Genomic DNA, 18,100 nt, shown 5'->3' with positions numbered 1-18,100 from the left:
GCGGGTCAGGCGATGCGGTCCTTGACGATCTGCCGTGCCGGGACCGCGGTGCCGGGGGCGGCGACGGTCCAGGACCCGATGATCGACTCGACGGCGCGCGGGATCCGCTCGGCGGTATCGGTGTGCAGTCGGGCGAGCACGTCCCCGGCCCTGACCTCGTCGCCGATGTGCTTCTCGATCTCGACCCCGGCTGCGGCCTGCACCGCCTCGCCGGGACGGGAGCGGCCGGCGCCGAGACGCCAGGCGGCCACGCCCACGCCCATCGCATCGAGCCCGGTGACGACTCCGTCCTCGACGGCGCGCACCTCCTCGCTGTGCTTCGCGACCGGCAGCGGAGCATCCACGTCACCGCCCTGGGCGGAGATCATCGCGCGCCAGGAGTCCATCGCGCGGCCGTCGGCGAGCGCGGCCTCGACGTCGGCGCCCTGCACCCCGGAGGCCTCGAGCATCTCGCGGGCCAGGGCGCAGGTCAGCTCGACCACGTCGGCCGGTCCCCCGCCGGCGAGCACCTCGAGGGACTCGCGCACCTCGAGGCCGTTGCCGGCGGTGCGGCCCAGCGGGGCGGACATGTCGGTGAGCAGGGCGACGGTGCGCACGCCGGCATCGGTGCCGAGCTCGACCATGGTGCGGGCGAGCTCGCGGGCATCGGCCTCGTCCTTCATGAAGGCACCGGCGCCGGTCTTCACGTCGAGGGTGAGCGCGGCGGTGCCCTCGGCGATCTTCTTGGACATGATCGAGGAGGCGATCAGCGGGATCGCCTCGACCGTGCCGGTGATGTCGCGCAGGGCGTAGAGCTTCTTGTCCGCCGGGGCGAGCCCGGAACCGGCCGCGCAGATGACCGCACCGGCGCTCTCGAGCTGCGCCATCATCTCGGCATTGCTGAGGTCGGCGCGCCAGCCGGGGATCGCCTCGAGCTTGTCGAGGGTGCCGCCGGTGTGGCCGAGCCCGCGGCCGGACAGCTGCGGCACGGCGACGCCGAAGGAGGCGACCAGCGGGGCCAGCGGGAGGGTGATCTTGTCTCCCACTCCGCCGGTGGAGTGCTTGTCGGTGGTGGGCTTCGAGAGCCCGGCGAAATCCATCCGCTCGCCGCTGGCGATCATCGCGTGGGTCCAGCGCGCGATCTCGGTGCGCTCCATGCCGCGCAGGAAGATCGCCATCGCGAGCGCCGCCATCTGCTCCTCGGCGACGACGCCGCGGGTGTAGGCGTCGATCACCCAGTCGATCTGCTCGCCCGCGAGAGGGGCTCCGTCCCGCTTGGTGCGGATGACGTCGACGACGTCGAAGGGCTCGACGGCGGTGGGTGCGGGTGCGTCGTTCATGGGGTGCTCCTCAGGGTCGGGGGCGCGGCACCGATCCTGCCGCGCTGTGGTCGGGGCCGGTGCTCCCGGCTCGACCGGAGTCGGTTCAGGGGTGGAGGTCGGCGGGGCCGAAGGCCTGCGGCAGCACCGCGTCCATCGCTCGCGGACCCTCAGGGGTGAGGACCACGAGATCGGGGGCGGCATGCTCGGAGAGCAGCTGCCGGCAACGACCGCAGGGCATGACCACGTCCCGCTCCTGACGGCTGAGGCCCTCATCGCCGCCGACGCACACGAAGCGCGACAGCCGGCCACCGCCGCCGGCGATCAGCTCGCTGACCATCCCGCACTCGGCGCACAGGGTGACCCCGTAGCCGGCGTTCTCGACGTTGCAGCCACGCACCATGCGGCCGTCCTCGGTGAGTCCGGCCGCCCCCACCCGGTAGTGCGAGTACGGGGCGTACGCGTGCTCGGCGATCTCCCGGGCGACGGCGAGCAGCTGATCGAACTCGGAGACGGGGACGGGTGCCGGGGCTGCCTCGTTCATGCTCATGGCCTCGATGCTCTCATGGCGTCGCAGGGACGCTCACTGCTTGAGGTACGGCTGGCCGTTGGCCGCGGGGACCCGCACTCTGCCGACCACTCCGGCCACGGCGAACAGCGCCACGATGTACGGGAGCATCAGCAGGAAGTCGCCGGGGATGGAGACCCCGCCCTCCGCCGCGGACATGGTCCCCAGCCGCAGCTGGAGGGAGTCCGCGAAGGCGAAGGTGAGCGCCGCGAGGAGTGCGCCGACGGGGTGGTAGCGGCCCAGGATCATGGCGGCGAGGGCGATGTAGCCCTTGCCGGCGGACATCTCCTCGCCGAAGGCGACGCCGGTGCCGATGGTGAGGGTCGCGCCGCCCAGGCCCGCCACGGCGGAGCCCAGCAGCACGTTCTTCCAGCGGGTGAGGTTCACGTTGATGCCGACGGTGTCCGCGGCCTTGGGGTGCTCGCCGACGGAGCGCACCCGCAGTCCCCAGCGCGTGCGGAACAGCGCGACCGTCAGCCCCGCCACGATGATCCACATCAGGTAGACGAGGATGTTCTGCTCGAACAGCATCGCCCCGACCAGCGGGATGTCCGCCAGCAGCGGGATCCGCAGGGTGGGCAGTCGCATCGGCGCGTTGAACAGGCCGGGGTTGTCGCTCATCACGGAGCCGAAGAAGAACGAGGTGAGCCCGATCGCGAGCACGTTCAGCACCACGCCGACGATGATCTGCTGGACGTGGTAGCCGACGGCGAACAGGGCCAGCAGGGCGCCCATGAACATGGCGACGAGCGGGGCGGCCAGCAGGCCGATCCAGACGCTGCCGGTGATCGAGCCGACCAGGGTGGCGCCGAAGGCTCCGAAGAGGAGCTGCCCCTCGATCGCGATGTTGATGACGCCCGAGCGCTCGGACAGCACTCCGGACAGCGCACCGAAGGCCAGCGGGACGGCCAGCACGATGGTGCCCTGCAGCAGGGTCGTCACGTCGAGCGTGCGCTGGGAGATCACCCAGGTCATGAACGCCAGGATCCAGGCCACGGCGAACACGGCGATCAGGGTGATGCGCACCCGGGCGCGCGGTCGCGCCACCCGGGCCTGGAGCACCCAGAGCCCGACAGATGCGAGCAGCGCGATCACGGACAGCACGATCGCGCCGATCTTCGAGGGGAGCACGATCCGCTCCGGGATCATCCCGAAGGGGTTCATGTCGCTCTCGTGGACCACCACATAGGCGGACTCCACTCCGGGGATCCCGCGCAGGCCGAACACGACCAGCGCGAGCAGGCCCAGGATGGTGGTGGTGGCGGGCAGGTGCCACCAGCTCGAGGGACGGGTGTCGTCGAGCGTCCTCTCGATGACGGAGTCGTCCTTGACGACGAGCGGGGTCGTGCTCATCGCTCCTCCTCCTGCTCGTCGGTGCGGTCTTCGGGACGTTCACCGGCGGGGGCGGCCCTCTGTGCGTCTGTGGCGCCCTGTGCTTCTGTGGCGCTCTGTGACTCTGTGTCGCTCTGCGTTTCTCTGGGGCCCTCTGACTCTGCGACGCCCTGCGTGCCTGCGGCCCCCTGCGTGCCCGCGGCGCCCGAGGCGACAGCAGCCCTCTCGGAGCCGGCGCGGGCGCGGCGGGCTCCGCGCACACGCGCGCCGGCCCCGGGGTGGTCCACCTTCCGCAGACCGATCAGGGTGCGCACCAGCGGCGGGGCCGCGATGAACAGCACCACCAGCACCTGGATGACCTGCACCAGGTCCAGCGGCACCCCCTGGTTGGACTCCATGAAGCGGCCACCGGTGGACAGCCCGGCGAACAGCAGGCCCGCCAGCACGATGCCGACGGGTCCGGAGCGGCCCAGCAGCGCCACGGTGATCGCGTCGAAGCCGATGCTCCCGGCGACGCCCTCGGTGAGCCTGCGCTCGGTGCCGAGCACATGCACAGCGCCGGCGAGCCCCACCAGGGCGCCGGCGACGGCGAGCACCAGGAAGGCGGTTCGGGACGGGGAGATGCCGGCGACCTGGGCGGCGCGAGGGTTCGAGCCCACCGCACGGAAGTGGAAGCCGATGGTGGAGCGGCTCATCAGCCACCACAGCAGCACGGCGGCGCCGGCGGCGAGGAGGAGGCCTGCATGCAGGCGGAACCCTGAGCCCAGCAGCAACGGCAGCACCGCGTTGTCACCGACCGACGGCGAGGTGGGCTGGGACTGGTTGGCGCCCGTGAACGCCGCGGTCTTCAGCGCGAAGAACAGCAGGTAGGTCGCGATCCAGTTCAGCATGATGGTGCTGATGACCTCGTTGGCGCCGAAGCGCGCCTTGAGGAAGCCTGCGATGCCGCCCCAGACGCCGCCGGCGAGGGTGCCCGCGATGAGGCAGACCAGGAGGTGGATGACGACGGGAAGATCGAGGGTGAACCCCACGTAGCCGGCCGCCATCGCGCCGGCGATCAGCTGGCCGGTGCCGCCGATGTTGAACAGGCCGGCCCGGAAGGAGACGGCCATCCCGGCGGAGGCGATGATCAGCGGCGTCGCCACGGTGAGGGTCTCGGTGAGGGGGCGCAGCCCGGCGACGAGTGCGGGCAGCAGCACGTAGGTGCCGCTGCCGCCGGCCTCGCGGACGCTGTCCGCAGCCTTCGTGAAGCCGGGGGCGTCGAAGATCGCGCCGCGGAACATGGCGCCGTAGGCCTGGGTGATCGACTGCCAGATCGCGGTGAGCGCGTCGCTGGGTCGGTCGAAGAAGTAGCCGAGCGCCTCGCGCACGTCCTGGTTCGCGATCACGATCAGCACGGAGCCGATCAGGAAGGCGAACACGAAGCTCATCACCACCACCAGCAGGTCGCCGCGGGCGATCCTCTGCAGGGTCCTGGCCAGAGCAGTCTCGGCGGTCTCCTCGGGGGGCGGCGAGGCGTCGGTGCTTCCCGCCCCGACACCCGGAGCGGCGCCGGTGTCGAGGGTGCTCATGCGATGTCTCCTTCGTCAGCGAGCTGGGAGTCGGTGGTGCGGGCCCCGGAGGCGACGGCCTCACGGGCGGCCTCGGAGGTGTAGCCGGCCATCATCAGGCCGAGCACGTCGCGGTCCTCGTCCCCGGGCACGATGCCCAGGATCTTCCCGCCGTACATCACGGCGATGCGATCCGCGAGCTGGGTGACCTCGTCGAGCTCGGTGGAGACGATCACGACCGGGGTGCCCTTGTCGCGCTCGTCGAGGATGCGGCGGTGCAGGAACTCGATGGAGCCCACGTCCACGCCGCGGGTGGGCTGGGAGGCGATCAGCAGCGAGAGCTCGCGGTTCAGCGCCCTGGCCATGACGACCTTCTGCTGGTTGCCGCCGGACAGGGTGGAGACTGCGGAGGCTGCCGCCTCCGTGCGGATGTCGAACTCCGGGATCAGCTTCTCCGCGTTCTCGCGGATCGGCGTGAGCCTCATCGCGAGCGCGCTGCCGAACGGCGCCCTGTCGTGCTGGTCCAGCACCAGGTTCTCGGCGACGGAGAAGTCGGCGACCAGGGCGTCGTGCGTGCGGTCCTCGGGGACGAAGCCCACGCCGGCGTCGAGCACCTGCTTGGTGGTGCGGCCCACCAGCTCCCTCCCGTCGAGCCTGGCGGAGCCCTGCACCGTCTCCTGCAGGCCCAGCAGCGCCTCGGTGAGCTCGGTCTGGCCGTTGCCCTGCACACCGGCGATGGCGAGCACCTCGCCGCGGTGCACCTCGAAGGAGACGCCGTCCAGGGTGCGCGTGCCGGCGGGATCGATCACCCGCAGATCGGTGACCTCGAGGGCCACCTCCCCGGGAGTCGCCGCGGCCTTGTCCTGGTCGAGCGCGACCTGGCGGCCCACCATCAGCGAGGCAAGCTCGGCCTGATCGGCGGAGGGGTCCGCTTCGCCCACGACCTTGCCGCGCCGGATCACGGTGATCCGGTCGGAGACCGCTTTGACCTCGCGGAGCTTGTGGGTGATGAACACGATCGAGGTGCCCTCGTCCCGCAGCTGGCGCATGATCGCCATCAGCTCGTCGGTCTCGTGCGGGGTGAGCACCGCGGTGGGCTCGTCCAGCACGAGCACCTCCGCGCTGCGGCTGAGCGCCTTGATGATCTCGACGCGCTGCTGGGCGCCGACGGGCAGATCCTCGACGAGCGCGTCGGGATCCAGGTCGAAGCCGAACCGGGCGGAGATGTCACGCACCAGCTTCCGGGCCGCGGCGAGATCGAGCAGACCGCCCTTGGTCGGTTCGTGGCCCAGGACCATGTTCTCCGCGACGGTGAAGACCGGGACCAGCATGAAGTGCTGGTGGACCATTCCGATGCCGGCGTCCATCGCGTCCCCGGGATCGGAGAAGGTGGCCGGCTCCCCGTCGAGGAGGATCTGGCCGCCGTCGGGCCGATAGAGCCCGTAGAGCACGTTCATCAGGGTCGACTTGCCGGCGCCGTTCTCCCCCAGGAGGGAATGGATCTCCCCGGGCTCGATGACCAGGTCGATGGCGTCATTGGCCACGAAGGTCCCGAAGGTCTTCGTGATCCCGCGCAGTTCGAGTTTCACAGCGCTCGCTTCCGTCGATGCGGGCCGGGGGATCCGGCGGTGTGCGGACAGCAGTGGTCTGGCAGCGGTGCTCAGACCGTGATGGTCGGACGCGGGACGCGGTCCCCGCCCTCCCAGGCGGGGACCGCGTCCGGTCAGCAGATGCTCAGGCGCCCGCGGGGGACGCCTCGGACTCGACCTCGACGGTGCCGTCGATGATCTCCTGCTCGAGGCTCGCGAGCTCCTCGCTCAGCTCGGCGGGGACATCGTCCTCGAAGTCGTGGAACGGAGCCAGGCCCACGCCGCCGTTCTCGAGCGTGCCCACGTAGGGCGTGGAGTCGAACTCGTCGCCGGCGGCACCGGCGATGACGTCCTCGACGCCCACGGTCATCTCCTTCATCACGGAGGTGAGGATGACCGACTGGGCGTCGGCGTCCGAGGAGTTGGTCTCGTAGCCGTCGGCGTCGACCCAGATCACCTTGCGGTCCTCGCCCTCCTTTGCGGAGGCCAGGGTGCCGGCGCCGACGGGGCCGGCCACGGGCATCACGATGTCGGCGCCCGCGCTGTAGAACTCGTCCGAGACGGCCTTGCCCTTGGACTGGTCCTCGAAGGTGCCGACGATGGAGCCGGACTGGGTCTCCTTGTTCCAGCCGAGCACTTCGACGTCCTCGTCGTGGGTCTCGTTGTAGTGGGCGACGCCGTCGACGTAGCCGTCCATGAAGATGGTGACGGTGGGGATGTCGACGCCGCCGTAGGTGGCGACCTTGCCGGTCTCGGTCATCCCCGCGGCCAGGTAGCCGGCCAGGAACGCGGCCTCGGCGGTGTTGAACTCGAGGGGCTTGACGTTCTCGACCTCGATCGGGTTGCCGTCGGCGTCCTGCGCGGTCGAGTCGACGATCGCGAAGTCGGTGTCCGGATTCGCCTCTGCGGCGGCACCGGTGGCCGGGGCGAGGAGGAAGCCGACGGTGATGATCAGGTCGCAGCCCTGGGTCACCATGTTGTTGATGTTCGGCTCGAAGTCGGAGACGGTGGTGGACTCCGAGGTGGCGTGGTCGATCCCCAGCTCGTCCACGGAGTTCATCAGGCCCTTGTAGCTGGACTCGTTGAAGGACTTGTCATCCCAGCCGCCGGCGTCCGAGACCATGCAGGCCTTGTAGTCGCTCGAGGCACCGCCGGCATCGCTGCCGCCGCCCTCTCCGGCGTTCTCCTCGGGTGCGGTGCCGCAGGCGGCGAGGGTCAGGGCGCCGGCGCCGACCAGGGCGAGGGCACGCGTGATGCTCTTCATGAGGGTTCCTTCGATCAGGTGCGGGGCCGGGATCGACCCGAGGGGTCCGTGGCGACAGCGCTGTCGCGGTGCGCTTCGGACCATAGCCGTGCCCGGGACCCGCACGGGGGCAGTTCGGTCCCAGTCCGTGAACCGTTATGAAATCGACGCGGATGTGACGTATGGGTGAACAGGTCCTGACCCGTCGATCGCACGCGGGCCGTCGGTGTCAGACAGGCAGGAGGTCACGCTGCACGCAGGCCGCGGCGAGCACCGAGGCGCCGATGCCGATGGCCCGCTCGTCGATCATCAGGTCACCCATGTGCAGGTCATAGGTGCGACCGCCGGGGGTGCGCGTACCCAGTCGGGCGAGCGCGCCGGGAACCTTCTCGAGATACCAGGCGAAGTCCTCGCCGCCCAGGGACTGCGCGGTGGGATCCAGGTTGTCCCGGCCCAGCACCCCCTGCACCGCGGCAGCCAGCACGTCGACGCTCGAGCGGGAGTTCGACACCGGCGGCACCCCCCGGTCATGGGTCACGCGCGCCTCGATGCCCCAGGGGCGCACGAGGTCCGCCAGGACCGTCTCGAGCAGCTCCTCGGCCCGGTCCCAGGCCTCGTGGTCCAGGCATCGCAGCGTCCCCTCGAGGGTGCCGCTGCTGGGGATCGCGTTGAACGCCGAGCCCGCGTGGATGCTGCCCCAGGTGAGGTTCACGCCGGAGCGCGGGTCCATCCTGCGCGTCAGCGCGGCCGGCAGCTGGGTCGCGATCGAGCCGAGCGCGTAGACGAGGTCCTGAGTGAGATGGGGGCGGGAGGTATGGCCTCCCGCGCCGCGCACCTGGATCGTCACCGGGTCGGTGGCGGAGGTGATGGGGCCGGACTTCAGACCCACATGGCCCACGTCGACACCGGGGTCGCAGTGCAGGGCGAGGATCGAGTCGACTCCGTCCAGCACGTCCTGACCGATCAGCTCGAGCGCCCCGCAGGGATGCATCTCCTCGGCCGGCTGGAACACGAGGCGCACCCCGCGGCGGAGCCCACCCGCATCGGCCGCGCGGACCAGTGCCCGCGCCGCACCCAGCACCGCGCTCATGTGCACGTCATGCCCGCAGGCGTGGGAGACGCCCTCGACGGTGGAGCGATAGGCGACCGTGGTCAGCTCGGGGATGCCGAGGGCGTCCATGTCGGCGCGCAGCGCCATCTTCTCGAGGCTCGGATCGGAGCCTGGGATGTCGCAGATCAGGCCGGTGTGCGCCATCCGCTGCGGGATGAGCCCCAGTCCGCGCAGGTGCTCGTCGATGAAGTCGGTGGTGGCGTGCTCCTGGTGCGAGAGCTCGGGGTGGCGATGCAGATGACGGCGCACCTCGCGCAGCGCGTCCCCCGATTCGCGCACCGTCGAGGCGATCAGGCCCTCAGGCCCCAGCATCGACCGCTGCTCCGCGGTGCCCAGCAGCACCTGCTGCGACTGCTCCACCTGTGCACTCCCCTGCTTCTGGTCCGGCCTGTTCAACGTCCGGCCTGCTTCTCGTCCGGCATTCTGCTCGTCCGGGCCGTGTCTCGTCGGGCCCGTGTCCCGCCGGGACGGCCGCGCCTGCGGCCCCTCGAGGGCCGATGCCTTCGCGGTGGCCGCTGCCGGCCGCCGACGTCAGCGCAGGCGGCCGAGTCCCTGCTGGTCCAGGCGAGCGACGAGCGTCGAGAGCTCCTGCGCCTGTTCGTCGGCGAGCACCAGCAGCGCGTCCTCCGTGTCGACGATGCTGATGCCGTCCAGCCCGACCAGGGCGATGTGGCGATCCGTGGAACCGTACACCGTGGCGCGCGAGGAGACGGCATCGACCGTGGCGCTTCCCAGCACACGGACGTCCGGGGCGTCGCGGGGAGGATCGGACGTGCCGGACGGGCCGGGGGCGGAGGAGTTCTCCCGCAGCTGGCGGGCGAGGGCGGCGAAGTCGCCGACGTCGTCCCAGCCGAAGGCGGCCGGGACCACCGCGACCTTGCCGTCGGCGGCGAGGGGTTCGGCCAGGGCGTGATCGATCGAGATCGCGGTGAGCCGCGGCCAGATCCGCTCGAGCACCTCCTGGGACGATGCGGTGCCGTGGGCGGCGGCGATCTCCCGCACGCCGGCGGCGAGCGAGGGGATCTGCGCGGCCAGCTCGTCGAGCAGCACCGAGGCGCGCACCACGAACATCCCCGCATTCCAGAGGAAGCGACCGGTGGCGAGGAACTGCTCCGCGCTCTCGCGCTCCGGCTTCTCGACGAAGCGGAGGACCGGATGAGCGGCAGCGGGCAGTGCAGCCGCAGCGGGCGGCGCCGCGGGCGGCAGCGGGGTGTCGTCCAGCGAGGCGTCGGCACCGTCGACCGCCGAGCGCTCGATGTACCCGAAGCCGGTGGCGGGGTGCGTGGGGGCGATCCCGAGGGTCACCAGGTATCCCACCTCGGCGGCCTCGCGGGCGATGCCCACCGCCTCGGCGAAGGCCGCCCGGTCCCGGATCAGGTGGTCGGCGGCGAAGGAGCCGATGATCGCGTCCGGCAGCTCCCGCTCGACCAGGGCGGCGGCGAGCGCGATCGCGGGCATCGAGTTGCGCGCGGAGGGTTCGGCGACCACCCGTGCGCGCTCCTGCCCGCCCAGCTGCTCCCGTACCGCAGCGGCGTGCACGGCCCCGGTGACGACGATCGGTGGGCGGTCCGCCAGCGGCACCAGGCGCTCGAGCGTGCTCTGCAGCAAAGACCTCCCCTCCCCCGTCAGATCGAGCAGGAACTTGGGCCGCGCACGGCGTGAGAGCGGCCACAATCGGGTGCCGGAGCCTCCGGCAGGGATCACAGGAACGAAGGGAGCCTGGGGCATCGGCCCAGCGTATCGGAGCCCGACAGTCCGTCCTGGGCGGCCCGCGGGGCTCCTCGGCGACTGGCTCCGGGAGGCACAGCATGGGCCCTGCCTGGTGCTACGCTGAAGAGGCCCCTGTCGGGGGCGATGATGATGTCGCCGTGTCGTGAAATGGCCGCTCGCGGGTGGTCGACGTCGCGACCGCGTCCGGAGCCTGGCTCCGGGAGGTCGTGCGCCGCACTCCGCGGCATCTCATCACCGTTCCCGGCTCCATCCCGACGCTTCTGGAGGAACTCCGTGGCTTCCGCCCAATCCGGGACGCTCTATCGCGGTCGCGAGGGCATGTGGTCCTGGGTCGCACACCGCATCTCAGGAATGCTCATCTTCCTGTTCCTGCTCGTGCACGTCCTGGACACCGCCCTCGTCCGCGTCTCCCCCGAGGCCTACAACGAGGTGATCGGCCACTACAAGACGGTGGTCTTCGGCCTCGGAGAGATCGGGCTCGTGGGCGCGATCCTCTTCCACGCCCTCAACGGCCTGCGCATCATCCTGGTGGACTTCTGGTCCCAGGGCACCAAGCGCCAGCGCGGCCTGTTCTGGGGCGTCGTGATCATGTGGGTCGTCCTCATGGTCGGCTTCGTCCCCCGCCATCTCATGCACATGTTCGGAGCGTGATCCCGATGTCGACCTCCACCACCTCGATCCCGGATCCGAGCACCCGCTACCGCCGCCGCGGTCAGCGCGGGATCAACTCGGAGATGCTCTCCTGGCTGTTCATGCGCGCCTCCGGCGTGCTGCTGGTCATCCTCGTCTTCGGCCACCTCTTCGTGAACCTGTGGCTGGGCGACGGTGTCAAGGGCATCGACTTCGCCTTCGTCGGCGGCAAGTGGGCCTCGCCCTTCTGGCAGGTCTGGGACCTGGCCATGCTGTGGCTGGGCCTGATCCACGGCGGCAACGGCGTGCGCACGATCATCAACGACTACGCGCGCGGCGACCGCCTGCGCATGACCCTCAAGGGCCTGCTCTACTTCGCCGTGATGATCACGATCGTCCTGGGCACGCTGGTGATCTTCACCTTCGATCCCTGCCCCGTCGGCGCCGAGCCGAGCCTGCTGCCCTCCTTCTGCGAGGGCTGACGCCCCAGGGGCGGCCGGTCCCACCGGTCGCCCCTCACCCACTTCTCTTCCCGGCCGACCCGAAACGGAGCAGTCACCCGACATGCAGACCCATAACTACGACGTGGTGATCGTCGGTGCCGGCGGCGCCGGCATGCGCGCGGCCCTGGAGTCCTCCAAGAACTCCCGCACCGCGGTCGTCACCAAGCTCTACCCCACCCGCTCCCACACCGGTGCCGCCCAGGGCGGCATGTGCGCAGCCCTCGCCAACGTCGAGGACGACAACTGGGAGTGGCACACCTACGACACCGTCAAGGGCGGTGACTACCTCGTGGACCAGGACGCCGCCGAGGTGATGGCCAAGGAGGCCATCGACGCGGTGCTCGACCTGGAGAAGATGGGCCTGCCCTTCAACCGCACGCCCGAGGGCAAGATCGACCAGCGCCGCTTCGGCGGTCACACCCGCGACCACGGCGAGGCTCCGGTGCGGCGCTCCTGCTACGCCGCGGACCGCACCGGTCACATGATCCTGCAGACCCTCTACCAGAACTGCGTGAAGCAGGATGTGGAGTTCTTCAACGAGTTCTACGTGCTCGACGTGCTGATGACCGGCGATCCCCGCTCCGACGAGGGCGTGCGCGCCTCCGGCGTGGTCACCTACGAGCTGGCCACCGGTGAGATCCACATCTTCCGCGCGAAGTCCGTGGTGTTCGCCTCGGGCGGCTTCGGCAAGATCTTCAAGACCACCTCGAACGCCCACACCCTCACCGGTGACGGCCCCGCGATGGCGTTCCGTCGCGGCATCCCGCTGGAGGACATGGAGTTCTTCCAGTTCCATCCGACGGGTCTCGCGGGGCTCGGCATTCTGCTCTCCGAGGCGGCCCGCGGTGAGGGCGGCATCCTGCGCAACAGCGAGATGGAGCGCTTCATGGAGCGCTACGCCCCGACGCTGAAGGACCTCGCCCCGCGCGACGTGGTGGCGCGGGCGATGGCGAACGAGGTGCGCGAGGGCCGGGGCGCCGGCCCCAAGAAGGACTACGTCTTCCTCGACCTCACCCACCTGGAGCCCTCGCACATCGATGCGAAGCTCCCGGACATCACCGAGTTCGCCCGCACCTACCTCGGGGTGGAGCCGTACACGGACCCGATCCCGGTGTTCCCCACCGCGCACTACGGCATGGGCGGCATCCCCACCAACATCAAGGGCGAGGTGCTGCGCAACGCGACCGACGTGATCCCCGGCCTGTACGCCGCGGGCGAGACCGCCTGCGTCTCGGTGCACGGCGGCAACCGCCTGGGCACCAACTCGCTGCTGGACATCAACGTCTTCGGTCGACGCGCCGGCATTGCCGCCGCCGAGCACGCCGCGACGGTGGACCTGCCGGAGCTGCCCGAGGGCCTCGAGACTCCCACGGTGGAGCTGCTCCAGCGGTTGCGCGACCGGCCCGCGACCGAGGATCGCATCGCCGACATCCGCATCGCGCTGCAGGAGACCATGGACGCCAACGTCCAGGTGTTCCGCACGGACGAGACCTGCCGTCAGGCCCTCGCCGACATCAAGGACCTCAAGAAGCGCTACGAGACGGTCGCCATCCAGGACAAGGGCAAGCGGTACAACCTGGATCTGATGGAAGCCGTCGAGCTGGGCTTCCTGCTGGACCTCGCCGAGATCGTTGCGCTGGGCGCCCTGGAGCGCAAGGAGTCCCGCGGCGGCCACTTCCGCGAGGACTTCGAGAAGCGCGACGACGTCAACTTCCTCTCGCACACCATGGCCTACCGCACCCTCCCGGGTGAGGACGGCCTCGAGGGCACCTCGATCCGGATGGGCACCAAGCCCGTCGTGATCACCCGTTACGAGCCGAAGGAGCGCACGTTCTGATGACTGCTGTCGCCGAGAAGCCCCAGGCCGAGTCCTCGGCCGGAGAGATCCCCTCGTTCCAGGTCACGCTGCGCATCTCGCGCTTCGACCCGGACAGCGAGAAGGGAGCCCGCTGGGAGGACTTCACCGTCACCATGCACGGCACCGATCGTGTGCTGGACGCCCTCCACGAGATCAAGTGGCACCTGGACGGCTCGCTGACCTTCCGCCGCTCCTGCGCCCATGGGATCTGCGGCTCGGATGCGATGCGGATCAACGGCCGCAACCGTCTGGCCTGCAAGACCCTGCTCAAGGACCTCGACATCAACAAGCCGATCACCGTCGAGCCCATCAAGGGCCTGCCGGTCGAGAAGGACCTGATCGTCGACATGGAGCCGTTCTTCGACTCCTACAAGGAGGTCATGCCCTTCCTGGTCGCCGGCGGGCAGGAGCCCAGCCGCGAGCGGCTGCAGTCCGCCGAGCAGCGGGAGCGCTTCGACGACACCACCAAGTGCATCCTCTGCGCCGCCTGCACCTCCTCGTGCCCGGTGTTCTGGACCGACGGTCAGTACTTCGGCCCGGCGGCGATCGTCAACGCGCACCGCTTCATCTTCGATTCGCGCGATGACGCAGGTGAGCAGCGCCTGGAGATCCTGAACTCCAAGGAGGGCGTGTGGCGCTGCCGCACCACCTTCAACTGCTCCGAGGCCTGCCCCCGCGGGATCCAGGTGACCAAGGCGATCGCCGAGGTCAAGCAGGCTGTGCTCACCGGCCGCATCTGACCTCCGGTCGGGCGGGCCCGGGTCGTCACCGGGGCATGGAATGCGCGTTGAGGACCTCTGTTCCCCTCGAACAGAGGTCCTCAGCGCGTATTTCGCGTCTCGGGAGCTGCGCGAGCCCGAGGCCTCCGGGGGCCAGCGCGCCGGGTGCCGGGGAGCGGCGACGTCCGTCGCGCGGGCTCCCTCAGGAGTTCACCCGGATGACCTCTTCCTGGCACGGGGCGATGACGGTGCCGGAGATCCGCAGGTCCAGCACCAGGAAGCGGCGGTGCTCGACGGGCTCCTGGGACCAGGTGCGCAGGCGCTCGAGATCGGCGAGCTCACGCACCACGATTCCTTCGGCACCCGCGGCCGTGCCGAGAGCGGCGAAGTCGATCTCGTCGATCAGCATGGGGGCACGTGCCAGGCCCTTGAGCCCGTAGAGGTTGACCTCGGCGCCGTAGGCGGCGTCATTCCACACCACTGCGATGCCGCGGCCCTGTGCGGTGCGGACGGCGGTGTCGAGGTCGGCGAGGGCCATCACGCCGCCCCCGTCCCCGGTGGTGAGCACGATCGCGGCCTCCGGATTGGCCCTCGCGGCGCCAGGGACGCTCGGCCAGCCCAGGCCGATCGACTGGTAGGCGGTGCCCACCATCGCCATCCGGTGCGGATCCTCGACCGGCCAGTACATGTTCGCCCAGGCGAGGAAGTGCCCGCCGTCGGAGACGACGACACGGTCCATCGGCAGCAGCTCGGCCAGGCGGGCCGCTGCGGCCCGGGGGTCCAGGCGACCGTCCTCGGCGGTCTCCGGCGCGCTCGGCTGGGCCCGCAGCGGCGCCACCTGGATCCGTTCCCTCCACGGTGCGCCGGTCGATCCCGTCTCGGGGAGCGCCTCGACCAGCGCTTCGATGCCGAGACGTGCGTCGGCCCGCACGAATCCTCCCACCCGGGCGTGGGTCGCCGAGGCGGCGATGTCGAGCTGCCAGACGGAGGTGGCCGGGGCGAAGAGTTCCCCGAAGCGCATCGTGAACTGGTTCAATCCGGCGCCGACGACGAGTGCGACATCGGCCTCGCGGACCAGCTGCATCGCGCCGGGCGCCCCGAAGCCACCGGCGACGCCGAGGTCGTAGTCGCCGTCGGGGAAGATCCCGCGCCCCAGGGCGGTGGTCATGGTGAGGGCCCCGGTCTCGGCGGCGAGGGCGCCCAGGGCCTCCCCTGCCTTGGAGAGCCAGGCGCCCTGTCCGGCCAGGAGCAGGGGACGCTCGGCCCGCGCGAGCTCACCGGCCAGTCGGCCGATCGCCGCGCGCGTGAAGTCAGCGGTCGGTGCCAGCGGGGCGGGAGCGCCCGGCCCGGGCACGGCGGGGACGTCGCCGATGTCGAGCTGGGCGACGTCGTAGGGGATCGCGAGGACCACGGGCACCCGGTAGGACAGGGCGTGCTCGATCGCGGTGACGGTGGCTGCGGCGGCGTCGATCCGGCCCACGGTGTACGTCCGGGCGCCGACGGCGGAGCTCAGGGCGATCTGGTCCACGTCCCAGGGGCGGGGACCGGAGGTCGGCTCGTCGCCGACGACGAGGACCAGCGGGGTCCGGGCCTGGGCGGCCTCGGCGAGAGCGGTGAGGGTGTTGGTGAATCCGGCGCCGTAGGTGGTGGTCGCCGCCGCGATCCGGCCGGAGGTGCGGAAGTGCGCATCGGCCGCGGCCACCGCACCGGCCTCGTGCCGCACCGCCGTGTAGACGGCGTCGGTCCGGGTCAGGATCGCGTCGAGGAAGTAGGCGTTGCCGTTGCCCATGAGGCCGAACACCTCGTCGACGTGCTGGGCGAGGGTGTGGGCGACATGGGCGGAGACGATGGCCATGGGAGATCCTTCCGAGTCATATGCGAACGCAGCGGTGCAGTCCGTATATGTCTCGTCCCAGAGCCGTCCGGGATGTCGTGCCCCTTGTGAGAGCACCGGCGCCGGTCCCGTCGCGGGCCCGCCTGACGGATGCACAGTAGCACCGCCGACGGGCCCGGACAGGCGTATCGCTCAGGAGTAGCTGACCACCAGCGGCGCGTGGTCGGACCAGCGGGTGTCGTAGCTGGGAGCGCGGTCCACCTGCGCGGAGGCGGCGCGCGCGGCGAGCTCGGGCGTGGCCAGCTGATAGTCGATCCGCCAGCCGGAGTCGTTGTCGAAGGCCTTGCCTCGCTGGGACCACCAGGTGTACGGACCGGGGCCATCGCCATGCTGGGTGCGGTGCACGTCCACCCAGCCGAGCTCCGTCGTGAGCCGGTCGAGGTAGGCGCGCTCCTCGGGCAGGAAGCCCGCGGACTTCAGGTTGCCCTTCCAGTTCTTGATGTCCCATTCGGTGTGGGCGATGTTGATGTCGCCGGTGAGGACCACGTGGCGTCCATCGGCGCGCAGCGCGGCGAGGCGCTCCATCATCACGTCGAGGAAGGCGTACTTGTCGGTCATGGTCTGCGGCTTCTCGGTGTTGCCCGAGTGCATGTAGCAGGAGATGACGGTCATCGTGGTGCCGTCGCCGAGGGGGTCCTCGAGGTCCGCCTCGAGCCAGCGGCCGGTGTGGGCGTCCTCGGCGAGGCCGGGGAGTCCGCGGCGCACACCCTCGAGGTCGATGCGCTCGAGCGAGGTGCGGGCGGCGATCGCGACGCCGGCGCGGCCCTTGAGCTGTGAGGCCTCCCCCACGATGGTCCAGTCCTCTCCCATGAGGCCGGCCAGCAGCTCGTCAGGGGCCCGCACCTCCTGCAGGGTGATGAGGTCCGCCGAGGTGGAGGCGAGCCAGTCGCCCATCCCCTTCCGGGCGGCGGCGCGCAGGCCGTTGACATTGACGGTGGCGAGGGTGAAGGTCATGCGGGCTCCTCGATCCCGGCGGCGCGCTCGGCCGCCTCGACGACGTTGTGCATCAGCAGCGCGCGGGTCATCGGCCCGACGCCGCCGGGGTTGGGGCTGATCCACGCGGCGACCTCGGCGACCGCCGGGTCGACGTCACCCACGAGGGTCGCCTTCCCTCCGTCAGGATCCTCACGTCGGGAGACGCCGACATCCAGCACGATCGCCCCCGGCTTGACGTCCTCGGGCCGCACCAGGTGAGCCACCCCGGCGGCGGCGACGATCACATCGGCACGTCGGAGGTGCGCCGGCAGATCGGTGGTCCCGGTATGGGTGAGGGTGACGGTCGCGTTGATGCTGCGGCGCGTCATGAGCGCGCCGATCGAACGGCCGACGGTCACGCCGCGTCCGATCACCACCACGTCCTTGCCCGTGAGGTCCACGTCGTGGCGCAGGAGCAGCTCGATCACAGCGCGCGGGGTGCACGGCAGCGGGGTGTGGATCGGCGCGTAGGCGTTGAGGATCAGGCGGCCGAGATTCATCGGGTGCAGCCCGTCGGCGTCCTTCGCAGGGTCGATCCGCTCGAGGATCGCGTCGGTGTCGATGTGCTTCGGCAGCGGCAGCTGCACGATGTAGCCGGTGCACGCAGGATCTGCGTTCAGCTCGTCGACGACCGCTTCGACCTGGGCCTGGCTGGCGTCGGCCGGGAGGTGCTTCTGGATCGAGTGGAGCCCGATCTGTTCGCTGTCGCGGTGCTTGCCGCGCACATAGGCGGCGCTGCCGGGATCGTCCCCGACCAGCACGGTCGCGAGTCCGGGGCGCTCGTGCCCGGCCTCGAGGAGGCGGGTGACGCGTTCGGCGAGCTCCTGCTTGATGGACTTCGAGGTGGCCTTGCCGTCGAGGATCTGTGCCGTCATGGCGCTCCTGGGGTGTGGTGGGGGCGTGCGGGGGCGGGCGTGGGACCCGGCCGGAGGGACGGACGTGGGGCCCGGCGCCGAGGTGCCGGGCCCCACGACGTCGCTCAGTACTGCTGCAGCTCGGGGTAGAGCGGCTTCTTCTCGGCCAGGGCCGCGGTGCGGGCGGCCAGCGATTCGAGGTCGGCCCCTCCGGTCAGCGCCAGGGCGATGACGTCGGCGACCTC

Annotated in this window: 15 protein-coding genes; 4 read left to right on the top strand and 11 right to left on the bottom strand. The window is 70.7% G+C overall.

Annotated elements, in window-relative coordinates; genetic code table 11:
• Positions 1 to 5: 5 nt before the first annotated feature.
• From VF289_RS13485 to VF289_RS13450, 8 genes are all read right to left on the bottom strand, one after another.
• The gene (locus VF289_RS13485) at positions 6 to 1,319 is read right to left on the bottom strand and encodes a thymidine phosphorylase (RefSeq protein ID WP_330884415.1); all 1,314 of its coding nucleotides are present in this window, start codon (positions 1,317 to 1,319) and stop codon (positions 6 to 8) included.
• Between the two features lie 85 nt (positions 1,320 to 1,404).
• Positions 1,405 to 1,842: a cytidine deaminase gene (locus VF289_RS13480; RefSeq protein WP_414644495.1), complete on the bottom strand. Its 438-nt coding sequence runs from the start codon at positions 1,840 to 1,842 to the stop codon at positions 1,405 to 1,407.
• A gap of 39 nt (positions 1,843 to 1,881) precedes the next feature.
• On the bottom strand, positions 1,882 to 3,219 hold the full coding sequence (locus VF289_RS13475) for an ABC transporter permease (protein WP_330884413.1): 1,338 nt from the start codon (positions 3,217 to 3,219) through the stop codon (positions 1,882 to 1,884).
• Entirely contained in the window at positions 3,216 to 4,769 is a 1,554-nt protein-coding gene (locus tag VF289_RS13470; protein WP_330884412.1) for an ABC transporter permease, read from the bottom strand. The genes VF289_RS13475 and VF289_RS13470 overlap by 4 nt, the downstream gene beginning before the upstream one ends.
• Complete coding sequence (locus tag VF289_RS13465; RefSeq protein WP_330884411.1) at positions 4,766 to 6,337, bottom strand: ABC transporter ATP-binding protein; 1,572 nt, start codon at positions 6,335 to 6,337, stop codon at positions 4,766 to 4,768. The genes VF289_RS13470 and VF289_RS13465 overlap by 4 nt, the downstream gene beginning before the upstream one ends.
• A 145-nt stretch (positions 6,338 to 6,482) precedes the next feature.
• Positions 6,483 to 7,601, bottom strand: coding sequence for a BMP family ABC transporter substrate-binding protein (locus VF289_RS13460; RefSeq protein WP_330884410.1), 1,119 nt, complete (start codon positions 7,599 to 7,601; stop codon positions 6,483 to 6,485).
• Positions 7,602 to 7,809: 208 nt separating this feature from the next.
• The gene (locus tag VF289_RS13455; protein ID WP_330884409.1) at positions 7,810 to 9,051 is read right to left on the bottom strand and encodes a M20 family metallopeptidase; all 1,242 of its coding nucleotides are present in this window, start codon (positions 9,049 to 9,051) and stop codon (positions 7,810 to 7,812) included.
• A gap of 171 nt (positions 9,052 to 9,222) precedes the next feature.
• Positions 9,223 to 10,419, bottom strand: a complete 1,197-nt coding sequence (locus VF289_RS13450; RefSeq protein ID WP_330884408.1) for a mannose-1-phosphate guanylyltransferase — start codon at positions 10,417 to 10,419, stop codon at positions 9,223 to 9,225.
• Positions 10,420 to 10,695: 276 nt separating this feature from the next.
• On the opposite strand from VF289_RS13450, the gene sdhC reads away from it, so the two are divergent.
• The 4 genes from sdhC (at position 10,696) to VF289_RS13430 (ending at position 14,153) form a co-directional block, all read left to right on the top strand.
• Positions 10,696 to 11,073, top strand: a complete 378-nt coding sequence (gene sdhC / locus VF289_RS13445) for a succinate dehydrogenase, cytochrome b556 subunit (RefSeq protein ID WP_330884407.1) — start codon at positions 10,696 to 10,698, stop codon at positions 11,071 to 11,073.
• Positions 11,074 to 11,078: 5 nt separating this feature from the next.
• Positions 11,079 to 11,534, top strand: coding sequence for a succinate dehydrogenase hydrophobic membrane anchor subunit (locus VF289_RS13440; protein ID WP_330884406.1), 456 nt, complete (start codon positions 11,079 to 11,081; stop codon positions 11,532 to 11,534).
• Positions 11,535 to 11,616: 82 nt separating this feature from the next.
• Entirely contained in the window at positions 11,617 to 13,392 is a 1,776-nt protein-coding gene (gene sdhA / locus VF289_RS13435; RefSeq protein ID WP_330884405.1) for a succinate dehydrogenase flavoprotein subunit, read from the top strand.
• Positions 13,392 to 14,153 carry a succinate dehydrogenase iron-sulfur subunit gene (locus VF289_RS13430; RefSeq protein WP_330884404.1) on the top strand — a complete coding sequence of 254 codons (762 nt, stop codon included), beginning with the start codon at positions 13,392 to 13,394 and terminating at the stop codon, positions 14,151 to 14,153. The genes sdhA and VF289_RS13430 overlap by 1 nt, the downstream gene beginning before the upstream one ends.
• A gap of 181 nt (positions 14,154 to 14,334) precedes the next feature.
• On the opposite strand, the gene VF289_RS13425 is transcribed toward VF289_RS13430, so the two are convergent.
• The 3 genes from VF289_RS13425 to VF289_RS13415 form a co-directional block, all read right to left on the bottom strand.
• Complete coding sequence (locus VF289_RS13425; protein ID WP_330884403.1) at positions 14,335 to 15,987, bottom strand: thiamine pyrophosphate-binding protein; 1,653 nt, start codon at positions 15,985 to 15,987, stop codon at positions 14,335 to 14,337.
• Positions 15,988 to 16,158: 171 nt separating this feature from the next.
• Complete coding sequence (locus tag VF289_RS13420; RefSeq protein ID WP_330884402.1) at positions 16,159 to 16,980, bottom strand: exodeoxyribonuclease III; 822 nt, start codon at positions 16,978 to 16,980, stop codon at positions 16,159 to 16,161.
• Entirely contained in the window at positions 16,977 to 17,876 is a 900-nt protein-coding gene (locus tag VF289_RS13415) for a bifunctional methylenetetrahydrofolate dehydrogenase/methenyltetrahydrofolate cyclohydrolase (RefSeq protein ID WP_330884401.1), read from the bottom strand. The genes VF289_RS13420 and VF289_RS13415 overlap by 4 nt, the downstream gene beginning before the upstream one ends.
• Between the last annotated feature and the right edge of the window lie 224 nt (positions 17,877 to 18,100).

The sequence above is a fragment of the Brachybacterium sp. genome, from assembly GCF_036379615.1.
Classification (GTDB): Bacteria; Actinomycetota; Actinomycetes; order Actinomycetales; family Dermabacteraceae; genus Brachybacterium.
This window is presented reverse-complemented; position numbering and strand designations above follow the sequence as displayed.